The 18,580-nt window shown below is 72.5% G+C and carries 17 protein-coding genes; 12 read left to right on the top strand and 5 right to left on the bottom strand.

Translation table 11 applies throughout. The features are described from left to right. The first annotated feature begins 171 nt into the window (after positions 1-171). From Q0R63_RS14530 to Q0R63_RS14490, 9 genes are all read left to right on the top strand, one after another. Positions 172-1,413, top strand: coding sequence for a hypothetical protein (locus tag Q0R63_RS14530; protein WP_295698671.1), 1,242 nt, complete (start codon positions 172-174; stop codon positions 1,411-1,413). Continuing rightward, the gene (gene hisD / locus Q0R63_RS14525) at positions 1,340-2,635 is read left to right on the top strand and encodes a histidinol dehydrogenase (protein WP_295698668.1); all 1,296 of its coding nucleotides are present in this window, start codon (positions 1,340-1,342) and stop codon (positions 2,633-2,635) included. The genes Q0R63_RS14530 and hisD overlap by 74 nt, the downstream gene beginning before the upstream one ends. A gap of 13 nt (positions 2,636-2,648) precedes the next feature. Then, a complete protein-coding gene (locus Q0R63_RS14520) occupies positions 2,649-3,803 on the top strand; it encodes a histidinol-phosphate transaminase (protein WP_295698666.1) in 1,155 nt (384 codons plus the stop codon). Beyond that, positions 3,803-4,456 (top strand): imidazoleglycerol-phosphate dehydratase HisB, encoded by a 654-nt coding sequence (hisB, locus tag Q0R63_RS14515; RefSeq protein WP_295698663.1) that lies wholly within the window; start codon positions 3,803-3,805, stop codon positions 4,454-4,456. The genes Q0R63_RS14520 and hisB overlap by 1 nt, the downstream gene beginning before the upstream one ends. Positions 4,457-4,486: 30 nt before the next feature. Continuing rightward, a complete protein-coding gene (locus Q0R63_RS14510) occupies positions 4,487-5,188 on the top strand; it encodes a hypothetical protein (RefSeq protein ID WP_295698661.1) in 702 nt (233 codons plus the stop codon). Further along, on the top strand, positions 5,185-5,841 hold the full coding sequence (hisH, locus tag Q0R63_RS14505; protein WP_295698658.1) for an imidazole glycerol phosphate synthase subunit HisH: 657 nt from the start codon (positions 5,185-5,187) through the stop codon (positions 5,839-5,841). The genes Q0R63_RS14510 and hisH overlap by 4 nt, the downstream gene beginning before the upstream one ends. Before the next feature lie 46 nt (positions 5,842-5,887). Then, entirely contained in the window at positions 5,888-6,625 is a 738-nt protein-coding gene (gene priA, locus Q0R63_RS14500) for a bifunctional 1-(5-phosphoribosyl)-5-((5-phosphoribosylamino)methylideneamino)imidazole-4-carboxamide isomerase/phosphoribosylanthranilate isomerase PriA (protein ID WP_295698677.1), read from the top strand. Continuing rightward, complete coding sequence (locus Q0R63_RS14495) at positions 6,622-7,059, top strand: RidA family protein (RefSeq protein ID WP_295698654.1); 438 nt, start codon at positions 6,622-6,624, stop codon at positions 7,057-7,059. The genes priA and Q0R63_RS14495 overlap by 4 nt, the downstream gene beginning before the upstream one ends. A 146-nt stretch (positions 7,060-7,205) precedes the next feature. After that, on the top strand, positions 7,206-7,934 hold the full coding sequence (locus tag Q0R63_RS14490) for an SseB family protein (RefSeq protein WP_295698652.1): 729 nt from the start codon (positions 7,206-7,208) through the stop codon (positions 7,932-7,934). Between the two features lie 173 nt (positions 7,935-8,107). Here Q0R63_RS14490 and Q0R63_RS14485 read toward each other — a convergent pair whose 3' ends face one another. From Q0R63_RS14485 to Q0R63_RS14465, 5 genes are all read right to left on the bottom strand, one after another. Beyond that, positions 8,108-9,358 (bottom strand): DUF1501 domain-containing protein, encoded by a 1,251-nt coding sequence (locus Q0R63_RS14485; RefSeq protein WP_295698649.1) that lies wholly within the window; start codon positions 9,356-9,358, stop codon positions 8,108-8,110. Then, positions 9,358-10,680 (bottom strand): DUF1800 domain-containing protein, encoded by a 1,323-nt coding sequence (locus Q0R63_RS14480; protein WP_295698646.1) that lies wholly within the window; start codon positions 10,678-10,680, stop codon positions 9,358-9,360. Before Q0R63_RS14480 ends, Q0R63_RS14485 begins: the two co-directional genes overlap by 1 nt. Before the next feature lie 46 nt (positions 10,681-10,726). Further along, a complete protein-coding gene (locus Q0R63_RS14475; protein WP_295698643.1) occupies positions 10,727-12,250 on the bottom strand; it encodes a HAMP domain-containing sensor histidine kinase in 1,524 nt (507 codons plus the stop codon). Next, positions 12,247-12,957: a response regulator transcription factor gene (locus Q0R63_RS14470; RefSeq protein WP_295698641.1), complete on the bottom strand. Its 711-nt coding sequence runs from the start codon at positions 12,955-12,957 to the stop codon at positions 12,247-12,249. Before Q0R63_RS14470 ends, Q0R63_RS14475 begins: the two co-directional genes overlap by 4 nt. An 83-nt stretch (positions 12,958-13,040) precedes the next feature. Next, the gene (locus Q0R63_RS14465) at positions 13,041-13,376 is read right to left on the bottom strand and encodes a DUF952 domain-containing protein (protein WP_295698638.1); all 336 of its coding nucleotides are present in this window, start codon (positions 13,374-13,376) and stop codon (positions 13,041-13,043) included. A 139-nt stretch (positions 13,377-13,515) separates the two neighbouring features. Here Q0R63_RS14465 and Q0R63_RS14460 point away from each other — a divergent pair, with 139 nt between their 5' ends. From Q0R63_RS14460 to infC, 3 genes are all read left to right on the top strand, one after another. Then, the gene (locus Q0R63_RS14460) at positions 13,516-14,796 is read left to right on the top strand and encodes a DUF445 domain-containing protein (protein ID WP_295698636.1); all 1,281 of its coding nucleotides are present in this window, start codon (positions 13,516-13,518) and stop codon (positions 14,794-14,796) included. A gap of 191 nt (positions 14,797-14,987) precedes the next feature. Continuing rightward, complete coding sequence (locus Q0R63_RS14455; RefSeq protein ID WP_295698635.1) at positions 14,988-17,408, top strand: hypothetical protein; 2,421 nt, start codon at positions 14,988-14,990, stop codon at positions 17,406-17,408. A 331-nt stretch (positions 17,409-17,739) separates the two neighbouring features. Beyond that, positions 17,740-18,580, top strand: an 841-nt coding sequence (gene infC, locus Q0R63_RS14450) for a translation initiation factor IF-3 (protein WP_295698674.1), incomplete at its 3' end; no start/stop codon positions are given.

Raw genomic sequence — 18,580 nt, 5'->3', positions numbered from 1 at the left:
CCAGACCACGACCTCAGCAGAACGCGTGTGTTCTCGGCCCGTTGTCCACAGGGGGGCCGTCCTGCGTCCCACTTTCCACAGCCAAGATTCCTCCCCTTCCGGCACCATTCACCGGACCGCATGCTGTGGTCCATGCCTCCCGATTTTCCCTCTCGACCGACCCTCCCGAGGGTGCTGTTCGCCGACGAGTTCGGGTATGCCGCGCTCCGCCCGCTCGTTGCTTCCGGCGAGATCGTCCGTGTGCGAGAGGGGGCCTACTTCACGCCCTCGAACGCCGCTGACACCTGGGAGCGAGAGATGGAGGTCGCGCTCGCCCATGCCGTCGGGGTCGTCGGGACCCTGGGATGTGACCATGTCCTCAGCCACCAGACGGCGGCGCTGGTGCACGGCTGCTGGGTCGGTCGGCTCGACGGGGACACCCACATCACCCAGAGGACGAAACCACGCGACAACGACGTCCTCGGCCTCCGGCGTCACGTGGCGCAGTGGGAGGAGGCCGATGTCGTCGCGATCGAGGGGCTGCCGGTTACCTCGCTGGAGCGCACCATCGAGGACTGTGCACGCTTCCTCACGCCGCGCGAGGGGCTGCTCGTGGCGGACAGCGGGCTACGCGTTCTTGCTCGGCCGGATCGGTTCGACCGGGTGGCCAGCGAGATCCGCCTCGAGGAGCACCGCCGCCTGATCCAGGGCCGCCTCGTGCCGAAGAAAGGGTGGCGGGGGATCGCCCGCGGCCGGGCGGTGCTGGCGGCAGCCGACGGGTTCGCCGAGTCGGCCGGGGAGAGCAGGCTTCGGTGGGTGGCGCTCTCGCGGGGTCTGCCCCGCCCGGTATGCCAGTTCCCGGTCGAGACGGAGCGAGGACAGTTCTTTCTCGACTTCGCCTGGCCGCAGAAGGAAGGGGGCCAGGAGTTCCCTGACGGAGCGCGGGTCCTCGGTGAGGAGTACGACGGCCGAGCGAAGTACGGCGACGAGATCGCCGGCACCACGGGTCGTCCGAACCAGGCCCTGTTCGAGGAGAAGCTCCGCGAGGACGCGCTGCGGACCACAGGGGTCCGCCTGCGGCGGCGGGTGGCGGAGGACCTTCACGATCCGGATCGCGTCGCGGATGACATGCGCCGACGTTTCCCCTCCGCAGCAGCGGCACCTTCGTCCCCGTTCGAGGTCTTCTCGAGCAGCTACTGCCCCGCCAAACTACCTCAGTGGGGAGGGCTGAGGCGGGAGGCGTGGCGCGACTCGGACGAGGGCCGAATAGAATCGGGTCATGATCTCCCGACTCGACCTCCGGGGTCGCCCGCTCGAGGTACGCGCCCTGCGGAAGGCCCTGCCCCGCGCCGCTTTCGACGTGGAGGCCGCCCTCGAGCAGGTGCGGCCGATCGTCGAGGACGTCCGCCTGCGGGGGGCGACCGCGCTGCGTGACCTGTCCGAGCGGTTCGACGGGGTCCGGCCGACCCGGCTGCGGGTGCCCGCCGAGGTCCTGCAGGCGGCGCTCGACCAGCTCGACCCGGCCCTGCGCGCGGCCCTCGAGGAGTCGATCCGACGGGCCAGGCTCGTCCACGCCGACCAGCGCCGCACCGACACCACCACGCAGGTCGTCGTCGGCGGCACGGTCACCGAGCGGTGGGTGCCCGTCGACCGGGTCGGCCTCTACGTCCCCGGCGGGATCGCGGTCTACCCCTCCAGCGTCGTGATGAACGTCGTGCCGGCCCAGCTCGCCGGGGTCACCTCGCTCGCGGTCACGAGCCCCCCGCAGAAGGAGAACGTCGGCGTCTTCACCGGCTACCCCAACCCGACGATCCTCGCGGCCTGTGCCCTGCTCGGCGTCGACGAGGTGTATGCCGTGGGCGGCGCCCAGGCGGTCGCCATGTTCGCCTACGGCTTCGACGACGAGGAAGGCGACGGCCAGACCCCGGTCGTCTGCGAGCCCGTCTCCCTCGTCACCGGCCCCGGCAACATCTGGGTCGTCGCCGCGAAGCGCCTCCTCAAGGGCCTCATCGGCATCGACGCCGAGGCCGGTCCCACCGAGATCGCGGTCCTCGCCGACGACAGTGCCGACCCGGAGCACGTGGCCGCCGACCTCATCAGCCAGGCCGAGCACGACCCGCTGGCGGCGGCGGTCCTGGTCACCGACAGCGAGCCGCTCGCCGACGCGGTCGAGGTGGCCCTCGCTCGACGGGTCCCGCAGACCAAGCACAGCGAGCGGGTGACGACCGCCCTCGCGGGCGCGCAGTCGCGCATCGTGCTCGTCGACGACGTGACGGCCGGACTCGCCGTCTGCAACGCGTATGCCGCCGAGCACCTCGAGATCCAGACCCGCGACGCGGCCAGCGTCGCGTCCCGCATCCGCAACGCCGGCGCCGTCTTCGTCGGGGCCTTCGCCCCCGTCAGCCTCGGTGACTACGCCGCGGGCTCCAACCACGTACTGCCCACCGCGGGCTGCGCGTGCCACAGCAGTGGCCTGTCGGTGCAGTCCTTCCTGCGCGGCATCCACGTCGTGACCTACGACGAGCCCGCGCTGCGCGACGTGGCCCACCACGTCGTGACGCTCGCCGAGTCCGAGGACCTGCCGGCCCACGGCGAGGCGGTCACCGCCCGCTTCGGCGATGCGGTCCCCCGGGCCACCGACAGCGCGGTGTCATGAACCACCCCGTCTCGTGAACGACCTCGTCACCCGGCTGCTCCGCGAGGAGCTGCGGGGGCAGACGGCATACGGCGCACCGCAGCTCGAGGTGCCGGTGCGGCTGAACACCAACGAGAACTCCTACGACGTCCCGCCCGACGTCGTCGCGGCAATCACTGCCGCCGTCGGCGAGGTCGCCGGCCACCTCAACCGCTACCCGGACCGCGAGTTCACTGCTCTGCGAACGGCGCTCGCGGACTATCTCTCGAAGCAGACCGGTGTCCCGCTCCCCCCCGAGCAGCTGTGGGCGGGCAACGGCTCCAACGAGGTGCTCCAGCACCTCGTGCAGGCCTTCGGCGGCGCCGGTCGCACCGCGCTCGGCTTCACCCCGGCCTACTCGATGCACCCGATCATCGCCCGCACGATGGGCACCAGGTGGGTCGACGGGATGCGCGGGGCACCCTCGGGCGTCTTCGACCTCACCGCCGAGTCGGCGATCGAGCAGGTGCGCGCCGTGCAGCCGCACCTGGTCTTCCTCTGCTCGCCCAACAACCCCACCGGCACGGCGCTCGATCTCGATGTCGTCAAGGGCGTCCTCGCCGCCGCCCCGACGTCGCTCGTGGTGGTCGACGAGGCCTACGCCGAGTTCGCCCGTCCGGGCACGCCGAGCGCGGTGACCCTCCTGGCCGACTACCCGCTCCTCGTCGTCACCCGCACGATGAGCAAGGCCTTCGCCCTCGCCGGAGCGCGGCTCGGCTACCTCGCCGCCTCGTCCGACGTCCTCGACGCGCTCCGGCTCGTCCGGCTGCCCTACCACCTCTCCGCGCCGACGCAGGCCACGGCGCTCGCGGCGATCGGCCACCACGCGTCGTTGCTCGAGACGGTCGAGGCGATCAAGGCGCAGCGCGACCGCATCGTCGGCGAGCTCGGCCGGCTGGGCTACCCGCCCGTGGCCAGCGACGCGAACTTCGTCCTCTTCGGCGGGCTCGCCGACGCCGCGGCCACGTGGCGGGCGCTGTTGGAGCACGGGGTCCTCGTGCGCGACGTCGGCCTGGCGGGCTACCTCCGGGTCACGGCCGGCACGCCGCAGGAGACGGATGCGTTCCTCGTCGCGATGGCCGATCTGCCAGACTCGCACCGATCGAACGCGACCACCCCCACCGCCGAACCGGAGCGCAAGGAGCACTGATGTCGTCCAGCGACGCAGCGACGTCGGCCAGTGCCGCCGCCGCCCGCCCGGAGCGGCGGGCGCACCTGACCCGCACCACGAGCGAGTCGTCCGTCGACCTCGTCCTCGACCTCGACGGGACGGGCGAGTCCGACGTCTCCACCGGCGTGCCCTTCTACGACCACATGCTCCGATCGCTCTCCAAGCACTCGCTGCTCGACCTCACGGTCAAGGCCACGGGCGACGTCGACGTCGACGTCCACCACACGGTCGAGGACGTCGCCATCGTCTTCGGACAGGCCCTGCGCGAGGCCCTCGGCGACAAGCGCGGTATCTCCCGCTTCGGCGACGCGACCATCCCGCTCGACGAGGCACTCGTCCAGGCGGTCGTGGACCTGTCCGGCCGCCCCTACCTCGTCCACGAGGGCGAGCCGGAGGGCCAGCAGTACGTCCTGATCGGCGGCCACTTCACCGGGTCGATGACCCGCCACGTCTTCGAGAGCATCACCCACCACGCCGCCATCGCCCTGCACGTGCGGGTGCTCGCCGGCCGCGACCCCCACCACATCGTCGAGGCGCAGTTCAAGGCGTTCGCGCGGGCCTTGCGGGCGGCTGTCGAGCGCGACCCGCGCGTGACCGGGGTGCCGAGTGCCAAGGGCAGTCTCTCGACGTGAGTGCGGCGCTCCGGGTATGCCGGTGAGATCGTGAAGCGACCTCCGAGCGGTCTGCTCCTGGTGAGGGGAGCTGCCGACGCGGCACGGTCGTGGACCGAGGGCGGCCTCACGACGGTGCGCGTCGTCCTGCTGCGCGACGGGTGGACAGCGGTCGTACCGGTGACCGCCACGAGCGCCGCGCCGCCGCCCTACGACAACTCCGTGAGCGTCCTCCTCGCCCGACCCGTGCCGCACTCGATGCGTCCGTGCATCGGGGTGGCCGTGGTCGGCGACCAGGCGCTCGTCGCCGTCACGCCGGCGCGGTGGCGGGCCGTGCAGCGGTGGGTCGCCTGGCGTCCCGGCACCGGGCTGGTCCGGCCCGGAGGGCTCCCCACCGCCCGGCTGTCCGACCTCGTCCACCTGGCCGGCAGCGTGGGCGCCGTCCGTCCCGGAGCTGTCGCGGCCCTCGCCGAGATCGTCCACGACCCGGCCGGTGACGCCCGGTCCGTGTTGCGCGGCGTCCTCGACGTGCTCGGCCTGCCGGGGGGCGAGCTGCTCGAGCGGCTCCAGATCCTGGAGGACCGCTCGGACCCCCACGACCCCCGGCGCCCCGCGAGCCCCGGGTCGACGCAGCCCACCTCCACGGTGCCGGGAACCCATCTCGTCGAACCGTCGCCCTCCCGCGTCGCGGCCTTCACCCGGATGGTCACCGAGGACGCGTCCTGGCGTGAGGAGACGGGAGGGCGGCCATGACGGCACCAGCAGCCCGTCCACACGTCGTCGTCCTCGACTACGGCAGCGGCAACGTCCACTCCGCGGTCCGAGCGCTCGAGCGCGTCGGCGCCGACGTCGAGCTCACCGGCGACGCCGCCGCCGCGCTGGCGGCCGACGGTCTCTTCGTCCCGGGCGTCGGCAACTTCCATGCCTGCCTGCGGGGGCTGCGGGCCGCCGACGGGCCGCGCGTCATCGACATCCGGCTCGCGGGGGGCCGTCCGGTCCTCGGGGTCTGCGTCGGGATGCAGGCCCTCTTCGACGGGTCCTCCGAGTCCGCCGGCGGTCAGCCCGAGGAGGGGCTGGGCCAGTGGCCGGGGAGCGTCGACCGGCTCGACGCCCCGGTCGTGCCGCACATGGGGTGGTCGTCCGTGCGGGTCCCCGAGGGCACCCGCCTGTTCGCCGGCGTCGAGGACCAGCGCTTCTACTTCGTCCACTCGTATGCCGCCTTGGCCTGGCACCTGCATCCCGAGGGCGCCTTCGCCGCCGTCGCCCCCAAGGTCACCTGGGCGACCCACGGCACCGACTTCGTCGCCGCCGTCGAGAACGGTCCGCTCAGCGCGACCCAGTTCCACCCCGAGAAGTCCGGCGACGCCGGCGCCCACCTGCTCGAGAACTGGGTCCGTTCGCTGTGACGGCGGCGACCACCGTCCATCAAGGAGAGCCCTGCTCGTGAACGACATCACCACCACGCCCCGTCTCGAGCTGCTCCCGGCGGTCGACATCGCGGGCGGTCGGGCCGTGCAGCTCGTCCAGGGCGTGAGCGGCACCGGAGGCGAGTTCGGCGACCCCCTCGCCGCCGCCCTCGCGTGGCAGGAGCAGGGCGCGGAGTGGCTCCACCTCGTCGACCTCGACGCGGCGTTCGGCCGGGGGAGCAACCGCGAGGTCATCGACGCGATCGTCGGGAGGCTCGACATCAAGGTCGAGCTGTCCGGCGGCATCCGTGACGCGGCGACCCTCGAGGTGGCCCTCGCGACCGGCTGCCGCCGGGTCAACCTCGGGACCGCCGCGCTCGAGGACCCCGCGTGGACCGCCTCGGCCATCGCCGACCACGGCGACCGCATCGCCGTGGGCCTCGACGTGCGCGGCACGACCCTCGCCGCGCGCGGCTGGACGCAGGACGGCGGTGACCTCTGGGAGACCCTCGCCCGGCTCGACCGCGAGGGCTGCTCCCGCTACGTCGTCACCGACGTCAACAAGGACGGGATGCTCGCCGGTCCCAACCTCGCGCTGCTCGCCGACGTGTGCGACCGCACCGACCGACCGGTCGTCGCCTCGGGCGGGGTCTCCACCCTCGAGGACGTGGGCGCCCTGCGCCTCCTCGTCGCTGCCGGTGTCGAGGGCGCCATCATCGGCTCCGCGCTCTACCGCGGGGCGTTCACCCTCCCCGAGGTCCTCGACGTGGCGGGTCGCCCGTGACCGACAGCGGAGATCGGCGCCGGGTCGACTCCGGCGGAACGTGGGAGTCGCAGTTCGGCTACTGCCGCGCCCTCCGGGTCGGCGACCAGATCCTCGTGTCCGGGTGCACCTCGACGCTGGACGGCAAGGTCCGCCACCCGGGCGACCCCGGGGCCCAGCTGCGGGTCGCCATCGACACCGCGATGGGAGCCGTCGCCGAGCTCGGCGGCCGGCTCGAGGACGTCGTGCGCACCCGGATGTATCTCACCCACCGCCGCGACTGCGGCGCCGTCGGCGCCGTCCACGGTCAGGTCTTCGGCCCCCACCGACCGGTCGCGACGATGGTCATCGTCGCCGGTCTGCTGCACCCGGACATGCGGGTCGAGATCGAGGTCGAGGCCGTCGTGGCCAGCCCCCTGCAACCACTCCGCCCACTCGTGGTCGATGAGCCGTGACGACGCGCGAGCCGCGGGACGACCCCAGGACTGGCGCGTATGACGCTGAGAACGTTGCCAGCGTTGACGATTCGTCCCTAGCGAACGACAGGGCGACTGACAGGGCGACTGACAGGGCGACCGACAGGGCGACCGACAGCGCCGGTATGCCGTGGGCCGGCCGGACGCTCCCGGACAGCGGCTTCGGCGGCGACGACGGCTCCCCCGACGACGACCTCGTCGCGGCCCTGGTCGCGCGAGCGGGCCACCCCTGCGCGGACCACGACCGCGAGCTGGCGAGGACCGCGGCGGCGGCCCGGTGGATCGTGCCGATCGTCGCGGCGCCGACCGAGGTCGGCGACGGGGGGCAAGGCCTCGCCGTGGAGAAGTCCACCGACATGGCCGTGGTGACCATCACCTCTCCCGACGGGCGTCGGGCGCTCCCGGTCTTCACGAGCGCTGCCGCCCTCGCGCGCTGGGACGCCTCGGCCCGGCCCGTCCCCGTCGACGCCGTCCGGGTAGCCCGGTCGGCGGTGGCGGAGGGGTGCGACGTCCTCGTCGTCGACCTCGGGTCGCCGCTGACCACGGAGATCCGGTCCAGCATGGTGTGGGCGCTCGCGCAGGGACAGCAGTGGCTCCCGCCCCACGAGGACCCGTTCGTCGCCCGCTCGGTCCACCGGGCCGTGTCACTCGAGGACGCCGTCGTGGGCCACCGGGTCGAGGAGGGGAGCCCGGAGGGTGCGGGGGTCCTGCGCGTGGTCCTGGTCCTGGTCGCCGGTCTCGACGCAGCATCCGTGAACGAGGTCGCGACCCGGATCGGGGAGCGACTGGCCACGGACGGCGAGCTCCGGGCGCGGGTCGACGGGCTGACCTTCACGATCGAGGGCGCCCCCTGATCCCCCTCGGCCCGCCCGGAGGACGTGGTCGAGGTGTGTGCGGCGTGCCGTGGCCGGTGTGGCCGGCGCCCTCGATCGTGCGGTCGGTCGTCGTGCGGTCGGTCTGTCGTGCGGTCGCTCTGTCGTGCGGTCGGTCGTTGGGACAGGTTGAACGGCCGGGACGGGTGGGCCCGTCAGGCGATGAGACCCAGCGGCGCGAACTGCTTGTCGAGGACCCGCGCCGGGTCGGCGCCGAGGACGGACCTGAGCAGGTCGCCGTAGACGGCGCGGAAGTCGACCGTCGACTTGAGGTCGCCGTTGTCGAGGTCGGTCAGCGACGGCTGGTCGCCGACGTAGCCGCCCTTGACCGACTCGCCCATGACGAAGACGTTGCTCGCCGTGCCGTGGTCGGTGCCCTGGGAGGCGTTGGCCTTGACGCGTCGGCCGAACTCGGAGTAGGCGACCGTCGTGACGTCCTTCTCCCGGGGATGTCCCGCGAGCGCCGCCCGGAACGCGGTCAGGGCCTTGTCGACCTGGGTCAGCTGGATGGTCTGCGCCGTCTTCTCGTCGGCGTGGGTGTCGAACCCGCCCAGGGAGACGGCGTAGACCCGCGTGGGGGCGCCGGCCTTGATGCAGCTGGCGACCAGGGCGAGCTGTACGTCGAGACCGCCCTTGACCTCGAGGTCCGTCGAGGTGGTGGTTGCGGGGGCTGCCTCGGCGGCGGCGAAGGTCGTCTGGACCCGGCCGACGGCGGCATACGAGGCAACGACCTGCTTGGCGGCCGCGGTGTCCCTGGGGTCGACCGTGGCGAAGGCGGCCAGGGCGGCATCGCGGCCCGTGCCGCCCTTGGCGGGGGTGAGCGACAGCGCCGCCGCTGTGGTCGTGACCCCGACGGCGAGCGGGGGCAGCACGTCACCGATGTTGAGGGCGAGCAGCGGGTCGCCGCCGGCGGCGTCGAGCCAGCGGCCGATCCAGCCGCTGGCGACCGGCGACTCGGGGGCGGCGGTCTGCCAGATGTCCATCGACCGGAAGTGGCTGTGGTCGGGCTGGGGATATCCGACACCTCGTACGATGGTGAGCTGCTTCTGCTTCCACAGGTCGGCCAGCCCCTTGAGCCCGGGGTTGAGACCGAGCTGGTCGTCGAGGTGGAGGACCTCCTCGGGCGCGTAGGCAAGGTCCGGGCGTGAGTCGTGGTAGGCCGCATCGGCATACGGGACAACGGTATTGAGGCCGTCGTTGCCGCCGTAGAGCGTCACGAGGACGAGGATGGGGGTCTGGCCGGCCAGCGGGGTCGTCGCGGCGCGGTGCATGACCTGGTCCCACGTCACGGCAGCGGCTCCCGCGAGCACGCCGGCGGCGCCGATGCCGCACGAGGCCTTGAGCAGGGTGCGACGGGTCAGCCCGTCCATCGGCTTGGTCGGGTCGAGCGGGGGGATGGAAGCCATCAGTTCACCAGGTATTCCGGGCTGACCAGGGCCGTGGCGACGAGGCGCTTGGGGTCCTTGGCGACGGTCCGCAGCGCGACGGCGGTGCGGTCGGACAGGGTGGGGATGCCGAGGAGGTGCCGCACGGCCTCGACGCGCGAGGTCTGGGCGGTCGACGCGATCGCCTCGAGGTTGCCGACCGCGGCGAGCCGGACGGCGGCCTGGTAGCGCGTCTGCGCCGAGGCGGTGGACAGCCACGCCTGGCCCGTCGGCCAGCCCGCCACGTTCGGTGGCTCGAAGGGGACCTGCCCCAGGGACCGGAAGATCGAGATGAACTTCCCCGCCGTGGTCTCGGTGAGCGGCACCTGAAGCGCCCGCATCGCCCCGACGACCCACTCGACCGGCGTGACGACGAGCGAGCCCGCCTGCTGGGCGACCTGGGGGTCGGAGAGGATCGCGCCGAACATCGCGCGCAGGTCACGCCCCGGTCCGTATGCCGCGACGACCCGCTGGAGCGACGCCGCCGACGGAGCGGTGGGGGAGACGAGCAGCTGCCACCAGCGGGTGGCCACGAAGGCCGGCGACGCCGGGCGGCTGAGGACGGCCTCGACGAACCCGGCCATGTCGAGGTTGCCGGTCGTCCCGAGCACCGTCTTCGAGCCCGTGTCGTGCTTCTTCGCCACGAAGGCGACGACGCCGTCCTGACCGACCGTCCACCCGGTGAGCGCTCGCGCACCCTCCCGGACGTCCTGCTCGGTGTAGCCGTCTCCGTGACCGAGGGCGAAGAGCTCCATGAACTCGCGGGAGAGGTTCTCGTTGGGCGCCTTCACGGTGTTGGTGTTGCCGTCGAGCCACTTGAGCATGGCGCCGTCGGTGGCCATCGTCTCGGCGAGCCGCGTGAAGGACCCTCGCCCGAGCCGCCGGAGCGCGGTGTTCTGGACGAGCATGTTGGCGGGGGAGCGGACCTTGGACTCCGCGGTCGCGAAGTGGTTGTGCCAGCCGAACGTCAGCTTCTCCCCGAGGGGGTTCTCGACGGCGACCATGCGCCGCAGCCACCAGGCGGTGAGCTGGGTGCCCTGCGCCACCAGCGCCTTCTGGTAGGCCTTGCGCTCGGGAGACGCCGGCGGCCCGCTCGGCTTGGGGAGGATGGCGAGCTGCGGCACCGGGGTGCGCACCGCGCCGGCATCCTTCTCGGGGTCGGAGGCCAGCGCCGCCGCGAGCCACGCCTGGGCGCCCATCGCGGACGCCGCGTCGATCTCTGCCCCCGTGGCACCGAACCCGCTGCGCCGCAGGAGGCGCGCCGTCGCAGCCCAGTCTGCGCTGGAGGCGGTCGTTGTCGTCATGACCACTACTGTGCCGGGCCAACGTTCGAGACGTGTCAGGGCGTGGTCAGGACTTGGTGTGCCCGTGGGTCGGTCGAGGTGCCGGGGGCTCCGGTTCGAGGGGGAGCCTGATCGTGAAGGACGCACCACCCTCGGGTGCGTGGCCGGCCTCGACCCTGCCCCCGAGGCGCTCGATGATCCGGTGGACGATGGCCAGCCCGAGGCCGGTCCCGACCTGGCGCATCCCCCGGTAGCGCTCGTAGAGCACCGACCGGTCGAAGGCGACCGGGAGGTCGGAGTCGGTGAGGCCCGGTCCGCCGTCCCGGACCTGGAGCACGGCCATCCCGGTGTCCGGACCCGCGCCGAGACCGACCGCGAGCAGCACCGGGGACCCCTGGGGGGTCACCCGGAGCGCGTTCTCGAGCAACCCGTCCACCGCCTGCCGTAGTCGTTGCGGGTCGCCGACGACCGGCACCGGTCGGCCGTGGACCTGCGTCGCGAAGGTCACGCCCTCGGCGGCGCAGCGGCGCTGCCACACCTCGCCCGCCGAGTCGACCAGCGCCGCGAGGTCCAGGGGCACCGGGTGCATGCTCATCTCGGCGGCATCGAGGCGGGCGAGGTCGAGCAGGTCGGCGACGAGCCGCTCGAGGCGCTTCGCCTCGTCGCCGATCACCGTCCCGACCATGGCGAGCCGATCCGGCGGGATGACCCCGTCGGCGAGCGACTCGGCATACCCCGTGATCGCGGTGAGCGGGGTCCGCAGGTCGTGGGAGACCGACAGGAGGAACTCGCGCTGCCGGGCCTCGGAGTGCTTGAGCGCCGAGGCCAGCCGGTTGACCGACCCGGCGACGTCGGCCACCTCCCGGGGCCCGGTCTCCGGCACGGCGATGTCCCGGTCCCCCCGGGCGAGGGCGCTCGCGGCCGCGGCCGTGCGGCGCAGGGGGAGGGACAGGCGCCAGGCCACGAGCAGGGCGAGGACGACTGCCACGAGGCCCGTGACGACGAGCGACCACGTCAGCTGGCTCAGGGCCTGGCTGCCCAGCGCCACGGCGTCGCCGCGACGCTGGGCGAGCACGATCCCTCCGGCACCGGTCGGTCGCGCCTCGACGAGGAGCGTGTTCCCCCCGCGTTGCAGGCGCAGCGAGTAGGAGTTGCCGGCGAGGAGCGACGTCACCTGCTCGGGGGTGAGCGCGCGTCGTGCGAGGGTGTCCCCGACCAGGGTGGGGGATCCCGTCGCCGGCGTGCGGACCACGGCGATCTGGATGTTGAGCGACTGCAGCGCCCGTCGCGCCCGCGACTGGCCGACCTCGGCGTTGACCCCCGTCGCCGCGGTCGCCTGGGCCTCATCGGCGATGGCCGCCAAGGAGCCGCGCGCGGTCTGCTCGCTGGCCCGCTGGAGGAGGTTGACGCTGATGACGCCGCCCACGATCGAGGTCAGGACCGCGATGCCGACGGACAGCAGGGCGATGCGGGTGCGCAGTGTGGTCCGCCGACCCCACCGCCGGCCGGTCCGGCGGGGTCTCGGGGAGCCGGTAGGGGAGCCGGTCGGGGACCCGGTCGGGGACCCGGTAGGGGGATCGGGCGCGCTCACCCCGCCGACCGCACCTGTGGCGGCTGCGCGGCATACCCGACGCCGCGCACGGTCCGGATGACGTCGTGGTCGCCGAGCTTGCCGCGCACCTGGGCCACGTGGACGTCCACGGTCCGTTGACCGGCAGCGGAGTCGTAGCCCCAGACCTGACGCATCAGCTGGTCGCGTGTCCAGACCCGGTTCGGTGACGCCATGAGGTGGGCGAGGAGGTCGAACTCCGTTGCGGTGAAGGCGATCTCGGTGCCGTCGACGAAGGCCTGGCGTTGCTCGGGGAGGAGCCGCACGGCGCCGACCACGAGGGCCCGTCCCTGTCCCTCCGGCCGCACCGCGCTGCGACGCAGCACGCTCCCGATCCGCGCGATGACCTCGCGCGGGGAGAAGGGCTTGGTGACGTAGTCGTCGGCGCCGAGCTCGAGCCCGACGATCCGGTCGACCTCGTCGTCGCGCGCCGTGACGAAGAGGATGGGCGTCCAGTTGTCCTCTGCCCGCAACGCCCGACAGACCTGGATGCCGTCCATGCCGGGCAGTCCGATGTCGAGCAGCACCGCATCCGGGGCCGTGCTGCGGATCGCCGCGAGCGCCGCGACGCCGTCCCGCTCGAGGTGCGTGCGGTAGCCCGAGATCTCGAGCTGCAGGGTGATCATCGCGGCGATGGCGGGATCGTCCTCGACGACCATGACCAGCGGCTCACGCGCCTGCGACGACACCCGGCTACTCTACGTCGCGGACGGTGGCGCCCGGCCACGGTCGGGTCACGCTCGTGTTCGGGTCGTGTTCGGGCGGCACGGCGTCAGGCGTGCGGCGGCGCCAGGACGGCTGTCGCGACGACCGCCGAGACCTCGATCGGGCCGTAGACGTGGGGGAACTCCTCGCCCGTCGCGGGGTTGCCGACCTCGCGCACCACCGGGGCGGAGAGCCGGGTGGGGTCGATCTCGAGGAGGACCAGATCGGTCTCCACATCGGCGTAGAAGGACCGGCGAACGACCGGCCACTGGGCCGCCTCCGAGCAGTGGATGAAGCCCTCCTGCGCCAGGGTGCGCCCGCGCGTCGACACGGCATACAGACCGCTCGCGCCGGCCTCCGTCCAGGCCTGGGGCTCGGCGAGGTGGAAGATCGGTGTCGTCATGCGCCCTCACGCTAGTCGCGCCGGAAACCTCCCGGCGGCCCGGAGCGTTGGACGGGACGCGCCGGTGCCCGGGATAGGTTCGGGGTGGCGAGAAGCAGACGGGACGAGCACCGGGTATGCCGGGGAGACGGAGGACGCGGTGACTGCTCAGCCCACGCTGTCGCTGGCGATCGCGTCCGACCCGGCCGCCGACGCGGAACGGCGTCGCGGCCTGCGGCAGATGCGCCTCATCGCGCTCTCGCTCCTGGTCCTGGCCGCGGTCGTCTTCCTCGCGACCGTCCGGGTCGCCGACCAGGGCATCTGGGGATTCGTCAACGCCGGCGCCGAGGCCTCGATGGTCGGTGCGATCGCCGACTGGTTCGCCGTCACCGCGCTCTTCCGCCACCCCCTGGGGCTGCCGATCCCGCACACCGCGATCATCCCGCGCCGCAAGGACATGCTCGCCAAGAGCCTGCAGGACTTCATGGCCGAGAACTTCCTGCGCGACGAGATCATCCGCGAACGCGTCCTCTCGGCCCGGGTCAGCGAGCGCGTCGCCCGGTGGCTCCTCGAGCCGGCGAACACGAGGCGGGTCGTGGACGAGGCGGCCGGTGTCGTGACGTCCGGACTCCACCGGCTCAAGGACGAGACCGTCGCCGAGCTCGTCGAGGAGGCGGTCCTGCCCCGGCTGCGCGCCGAACCGATCAGCCCCATCGCGGGCAGCCTGCTCGGCGAGGTCGTCAAGGACCGGGCGCACTACGGCCTGGTCGACCTCGCGCTCGCCGAGGCCTACCGGTGGCTCGACCTCAACGAGCTGACCTTCTCCTCCGTGCTGCAGGAGCGGGCGCCCTGGTGGGCGCCCCAGATGGTCAACGACTACGTCATCAAGAAGGCCCACGTCGAGGCGATGCGGTGGGTGAGCGACATCCGCGACGACCCCGAGCACCCGGCGCGGCAGGCCCTCGACGACCTGCTCGCCCAGCTGTCGGAAGACCTCCTCCACGACCCGGCGACGATGGAGCGCGCCGAGCGGCTCAAGAACCGCGTCCTCGACCACCCGCAGCTGCTCGCGACCGCGGTGTCGCTCTGGGTGGCCTTCCGGACTGCCTTCGTCGCGGCGCTCGCCGACGTCGACGGCCCCGTGCGCGCCCGCGCCCGCTCCGAGGTCTCCCGGTTCGCTGCCCAGGTCGACGGGGACCCCCAGCTGCGCGCCCGGCTCGACGGCCTGCTCGCGGACACGGTGGTGTTCATGGTCGCGCGCTACGGCCAGGAGCTCACCGAGGTGATCAGCTCGACGATCAACCGGTGGGACGGCAAGGAGACCGCCAGCCGGGTGGAGCTCTTCGTCGGCCGCGACCTGCAGTTCATCCGGATCAACGGCACGATCGTCGGCGGCCTGGTGGGCCTCGTCATCCACGCCGTCGTCCTGCTCGTCCGCTGAAGGACGCCCGACCGCGGTGCGGGGGGAACGCTCGAGACCAGTCGGCCGGGCAGATCGTGCTGCGCATCCGGCCGCGACGACGTAGTCTTCCCGAAGACCGATTTATCCGATTTCTCCATATTCGAGAGAAACGGATGTCGAGGTGGTTGGGGGAGACGCCCTGAGCCGCGCCAGGACAGGGAGTGCCCGCAATGAGCCGTCACCGCACCACCGCTGCACTGGGAGCCCTCGTGGCCCTCACCCTCGGCCTGCTCGGCAGCCCGGGTGGGGTGCTCGCGTCCGTGGCGGCGCCCGCCCCCCTGGCTGCGCCGGCCTCCCCCCGCACGCCCAGCCTGCCCGGCGTGGCCACCGCGACCGGGACGCCGGCCGGGAACGACTACGCGACGGACCACTTCGCCGACCCGTTCGACTACAACAACGCCAGCGACCTGCTCCTCGACGCCGGCCCGACGATGAACGCCGCGCCGATCGGCATCTCGGGCGGGATGGTCTCGGCACACTTCACCAACGACGGCTACATCTCGCCGATCTGGGGCGGCTACGGCGGTCCGCTCCTGCTCGGGCGTGACGGCGCCGCGCCCGGCAACGCCCTCGACGCCTCGCGCTACCAGACGGTGACCTTCCAGGCGTGGTCCAGCCGCGCCGTCCCGGCAGGCCTGATGTGGTTCAACTGCCCCGGAGGGGCCGTCTCCTCGAGCTGCGGAGGCGGGACCTCCTTCATGCTGCAGGCCGGGTGGAACACCTATGTCCTGTCGCCGCACGCCTCCGTCTTCGCCGGCTGGCCCCTCGCCTATGCCGGCAGCATCAACGGCATGCGGGTCGCGGTCTCCCCCGGCACCGCGGGCAGCGACTTCAAGCTCGACTGGTTCCGGATCGAGCAGCCGGGCACCGGCACCACCGTGCCGTTCACCAACCCGACGTCCGCCGTCGCCTCGCTGGTCTGGGACGGCAACGGCAGCGACGCCGACAACACCACCGGCTCTCCGGCATACGGCGTCCTGACCCCGCTCGCCGCCAGCAGCAGCGGTGCGTGGAACGTCTCGCAGCTCCCGCCGGGCACTTACCGCATCGGTGTCCGGAGCGGCGCCGGATTCACCGGCTGGACGACGATCACCACCACCACGCCCCTGCCGCAGGTGCTGACGCCGAACGCCGTGGGGGACAGGGACTTCGCCACCACGGTGCAGCACAACCCGTGGGACATGCAGAGCTCGGCCGACGTCGCCACCATCGGCAACGCAACGAACGTGTCGTTCGCAGGGCGGCTCGCCGCCACCAACACCTCCAACGACCCCTACGTCTCGCTGGCCCTCGGTGCGGGCGGCATCAACACCTCGATCTACCACAACCTCACGGTCACCTCCGCCTACGACGGGCCCTTCAACCTGCAGGACATTGCCGGCGGCGGCACGATGGCCCGCGTGGTGTGGCAGCGGGCGGACGGCGGCTTCGGCCAGACCGACGACATCCTCACCTACTCCGGGACGCGGACGGTCAACATCGACATGGGTATGCCGACGGCCTCGCTCGTCGAACCCGGCACCAACAGCGCGGCGTTCGTCTCGCCGTCGCCGGTCACCATGATGCGGTGGGACCCGAACGAGGACCGGGGGGCGCGCCGGTGGTACCTCGACAACGTCTCCCTCCGCTCGGACTACACGACGACCGGGACCTTCCCGATCGCCTGGGACGACGCGGCCTACGCGCCGGGCTCCACCGCGACCCTCATCGCCGACACGGACCGCACCGGCTGCAACGGGATCACCGTCGCGCGCGACGTCGCGGTCCAGCCGGGGGTCAACACGACGGTCTGGAACACCGCCGGGGTGCCCGGAGGCCGCTACTGGCTCTGCCTGACGATCACGCGGGGCACCTCGACGACCTCGGCCTACGCCCAGGGTGTGCTGGGCGTCGGGGCCAACCCTCCCTACGTCGACCCCTCCCCGACGGCGTCCTGGGACGGCGGGTCGCTCGCGATCGGCCCGTCCGGGGTGTCCTACACGGTCGGCGGCTGGGCCTTCGACCCCGACTCGCCCCAGCAGGTGATCGACGTCGACGTCTACGACCAGCGCCCCGACGGGACGTCCGCGGGGGTGCGCCTGGCCACCGGCGGGGCCCGTCCCGACGTCGCCCGCGTCTTCCCCGGCACCGGGCAGAACTCCGGTTTCACCGGCACGATCGCCCTCCCGGGGGCCGGGCGTCACACGGTCTGCGCCTACTCCATCAACGTCGGCGCTGGCGGCAACCGGCTGATCGCCTGTCGCCCGGTCGACGTGCCGGCTCCGATCGGCTCCCTCGACTCGATGACGTGGACCGCTGCGGGTGGCCTGGTGGTGGGCGGCTGGGCGGTCGACCCCGCCGCGCCGACCGCGTCGGAGCCCGTGGACGTCTACATCACCGGGCCCAGCGGGACCGCGGGCACGAGGCTGATGACCGGCGGCGCCCGCCCCGACGTCACGCGGGCGATTCCGTGGGCCGGCCCGAGCACCGGCTACTCCGGTCGGGTGCGCACGACGGGACCGGGGACCAGCCAGGTGTGCGCCTACGCGATCGGCGTGAGGGCGCCGAGCACGCACTCGCTCATCGCCTGCAAGTCCGTGGCCGTCGGGTGACGGGTGACGGGTGACCGATCGCCCGATGCCGGGCCTGCGGGCGGTCGCTGCTATCGTATGAGCTGACCAGACGGGTGCCGGCAACGGCGTCCGTCGTGCAAGAGGGGCTTCATCGCTTCCACCCGCGCCGATCGCGAGATCGCCGGGTCCACGGTCCGTCCCACGGTATGCCGCGAAAGCCACCTCAGGGTGGTGGCCCGGAGCCTGCGGGCCCGTCGCTACGGCGACGGGGCGACAGCACGGATCATGGCGGAAGGATCCAGCTCCTCGTGCACCGACGGTGACGGGGAGCTTTCTCGTCGTTCTCGTCGCCCGCCGCCCCCGAGGGGGGGTGCGGGGCAGGACACCCGCCGGGGTCGGACCATTCCACAACACGAAGGAGCATCACATCAGCGAGCCTCGTATCAACGAGCGCATCCGGGTCCCGGAAGTGCGCTTGGTCGGCCCCAACGGCGAACAGGTGGGCATCGTACGCGTCGAGGACGCGCTGCGACTGGCCGCGGAAGCAGACCTCGATCTTGTCGAGGTCGCTCCGATGGCCCGTCCCCCGGTCGCCAAGCTCATGGACTTCGGCAAGTTCAAGTACGAAGCCGCAATGAAGGCCCGGGAAGCGCGCAAGAACCAGGTCAACACGGTCATCAAGGAGATCAAGCTCAGGCCGAAGATCGACCCGCACGACTACGGCACGAAGAAGGGCCACGTCGAGCGGTTCCTCAAGGCCGGCGACAAGGTCAAGGTGACGATCATGTTCCGCGGCCGGGAGCAGTCCCGACCGGAGCTCGGCTACCGCCTCCTGCAGCGCCTCGCCGAGGACGTGGGCGACCTCGCCTTCGTCGAGTCGAGCCCGAAGCAGGACGGTCGCAACATGATCATGGTCCTCGGCCCCACGAAGAAGAAGGCGGAGGCCAAGGCGGAGCAGCGCCGTCGTCGCGACGACGCGAAGTCGGATGAGGACACGAGCGACGTCCCCGACCTGAGCGACCTCACCCACCTCGCCGGCACGCCCGAGACGACGACGCCGGAGACGACCGTTGCCGAGGTCACCGTGCCCGAGGTCACCGAGCCCGAGGCCGTGCCCGAGGCGACCGTGCCTGAGGCGACCGTGCCTGAGGCGACCGTGCCTGAGGCGACCGTGCCTGAGGCGACCGTGCCTGAGGCGACCGTGCCTGAGG

The organism is Lapillicoccus sp., assembly GCF_025353065.1.
GTDB lineage: Bacteria > Actinomycetota > Actinomycetes > Actinomycetales > Dermatophilaceae > Lapillicoccus.
The sequence above is the reverse complement of the archived record's forward strand: the minus strand, read 5'-3'. Positions and strand labels throughout refer to the sequence as shown.